This window comes from Halomonas sp. NO4, from assembly GCF_010994375.1.
Taxonomy (GTDB): domain Bacteria; phylum Pseudomonadota; class Gammaproteobacteria; order Pseudomonadales; family Halomonadaceae; genus Halomonas.
Map to the genome: position 1 here is coordinate 1 of NZ_WHMA01000072.1, position 2,683 is coordinate 2,683.

General features: G+C 67.1%; 2 protein-coding genes and 1 pseudogene. All 3 read left to right on the plus strand.

What is annotated here, in order from left to right; translation table 11 throughout:
- The first annotated feature begins 140 nt into the window (after nt 1-140).
- Entirely contained in the window at nt 141-1,631 is a 1,491-nt protein-coding gene (gene istA, locus FEF15_RS18995; protein WP_163561018.1) for an IS21 family transposase, read from the plus strand.
- On the plus strand, nt 1,624-2,397 hold the full coding sequence (gene istB, locus FEF15_RS19000) for an IS21-like element helper ATPase IstB (RefSeq protein WP_163561016.1): 774 nt from the start codon (nt 1,624-1,626) through the stop codon (nt 2,395-2,397). The genes istA and istB overlap by 8 nt, the downstream gene beginning before the upstream one ends.
- A gap of 55 nt (nt 2,398-2,452) precedes the next feature.
- A pseudogene (locus FEF15_RS19005) lies at nt 2,453-2,683 on the plus strand (hypothetical protein); the annotation flags it as partial.

Genomic DNA, 2,683 nt, shown 5'->3' on the forward strand with positions numbered 1-2,683 from the left:
ATCGCGCATGCCCGGATCTGAGGGGGGCCGGGACGAGCAATCGCCCGGTCTACCCGACCCGGTTGCCCTAAGCTTGACCGCTTGTCCCGACCCACCAGGGAGCCGGTATGGCGGTCACCAGCCAACAGGTCACGATCTACATGTCGCAACGTCAACAAGGCCAGACCCAGGAGGTTGCCGCCGCCAAGGCCGGCCTCTCCGTCAGGACCGCTCGACGCCTTGAACGTCGTGCCGAGTCCCCTGAGCCGCCGGCGCCACGCCACTGGCGAACCCGTCCGGACCCCTTTGCCGGGGTGTGGGAAGAGACGCTCGTCCCGCAACTGGCGACTACCCCGGACCTGCAGGCCCTGACCCTACTGGAGTGGCTGCAGGAGCAGCACCCCGGTCAATACCCGGACAGCCTGCTGCGCACCCTGCAGCGCCGGGTCAAGGGCTGGCGAGCCGCGCACGGCCCGGACAAGGAGGTGATGTTTCCGCAGACCCACGGCCCTGGGCTGCGCGGCCTCTCTGACTTCACTGAGCTCAAGGGAATCGTCATTACCGTGGCGGGGGATCCACTCGATCACCGGCTCTATCACTTTCGCCTGGCGTACAGCGGCTGGTGCTATGTGCGCGTGGTGCTCGGCGGCGAGAGCTACCCGGCGCTGGCCGAAGGCCTGACCCGCGCGCTGGAGCGCCTCGGCGGGGTCCCCGCGGAGCACCGTACCGATAGCCTGTCGGCGGCCTTCCGCAATCTGGGCAAAGAGGTCGAAACGGATCTCACCGCGCGTTATGCCGCTCTGTGCACTCACTACGGCATGACGGCAACCCGCAACAACCGGGGGCGCGGGCATGAGAATGCCAGCATCGAGTCACCGCATGGCCACTTCAAGCGGCGCCTTCAGCAGCGCCTGGCGCTACGCGGCTCCCCGGACTTCGCCAGCCTTGACGACTACCAGGCGTTTCTCGATGAGGTGGTCGCTGCGATCAACCGCCGCAACGCGGCACGCATCACCGTCGAGCGTGGCGCCCTACGGCCGCTGCCCAGTCGGCCAGGGACCGACTACACCGAGTTGACGGTGCGCGTCACCACCTCCAGCACCATCCAGGTCCGCAGGGTGCTCTACTCGGTGCCGTCGCGGCTGATCGGTGAGCGGCTGCGTGTCCACCTCTACGACGACCGCCTGGTGCTGCACCACGCCCAGCAGGTCCTGCTGACGCTGACGCGCTTGCATGCCACGGCAGAAAGTGGCCGCCTGCGGGTCATCGACTACCGCCATGTGATCGGCTGGCTGGTCCGCAAGCCACGGGCGCTGGCGGGGCTGACGTTCCGCGACGAGCTGCTGCCGAGCGCGGACTGGCGCGAGCTGTACACCCGGCTGACCGCCGAGTGGCCGGTCACCGAGGCCTGCAAGCGCATCGTCGGTGCCCTGGCGCTGGCCGCCGAGCAGGACCAGGCAGAGGCTATTGCCACCTACTGGCTGGGCGCGTTGCAGCGGGGTAGGAGTCCGACGCTGGCTGAGCTTCAGGCCCGCTTCGCGGCCACACCAAGTGACACGATCCCGTTCCCTAAGGTGACCCAGCACGAGATCGCCAGCTACGACCACCTGCTGCCCAGTGCGATGGTCACGGAGGTGCGCTGCCATGCCTGATGCCCAGACTCTGCCGCTCCTACTGCGGCAACTCCGCCTGCCCACCATGGCTGCCTGCTGGTCCCAGTTGGAGACCCGCGCCCAGACCGAAGGCTGGAGTCTGCCACAGACGCTGGCTGCCCTGTGCGAGCACGAGCTGGCCGAGCGTGAGCGGCGCCGACTGGCCCGTCACCTCAAGGAGGCTCGGCTGCCGGCGGGCAAGACGCTGGAAACCTTCGAGTTCGATGCACTCGCCGCCGAGCAGCGCCGGCAGCTGAGTACCCTGGCGGGCGATGCCCAGTGGGTCGACCAGGCCCACAACCTGCTGCTGTTCGGGCCCTCTGGCGTGGGCAAGAGCCATGTGGCGGCCGGGCTCGGCCATGCGCTGGTCGATCAGGGCTACCGAGTGCGCTACGCCACCGCATCGAGCCTGGTCCAGGAGCTCCAGGCTGCCAAGCAAGCTCTGCGCCTGAGCGATGCCCTGATCAAGCTCGACAAGTACGCCGTGCTGGTGATCGACGACATCGGCTACGTCAAACGCAGCGAAGCCGAGACCTCGGTACTGTTCGAGCTGATTGCCCACCGTTACGAGTCGGCCAGCCTGATCATCACTGCCAACCAGCCGTTCAGCGCCTGGGACAGCATCTTCCCCGACAGCATGATGGCGGTGGCCGCCATCGATCGGCTGGTGCACCACGCCACGCTGATGGAGCTGAGCGGGGAGAGCTATAGGAAGCGGGCTTATCAGCGTCAATTACAAGGAGGAGACATCGGGTCGTCAGGCTGACGACAACTACCTCATCCAACCGGTCATTTTAATTGTCGCTAAGCGGCCAAAGTAGTTGACGTCGCATAGGCAGCTGTGTGACAAGCTGCGCCATAGCGTGCCGCATCACTACAAGGACCAGCTGCGGGGCGCCAGGCAGGTGCTGGAGGCCGAGCCAGAGCTGGACCTGGCGCTGATCGGCAACTGGGTCACCCGAGAGCGCCTCACCGCCGGTGGCCTCAAGGAACGGCTGGCGGCGACCCGGCTGGCCAAGGTGCGTGGGCGGGATCGCGATGGCAATGCACCG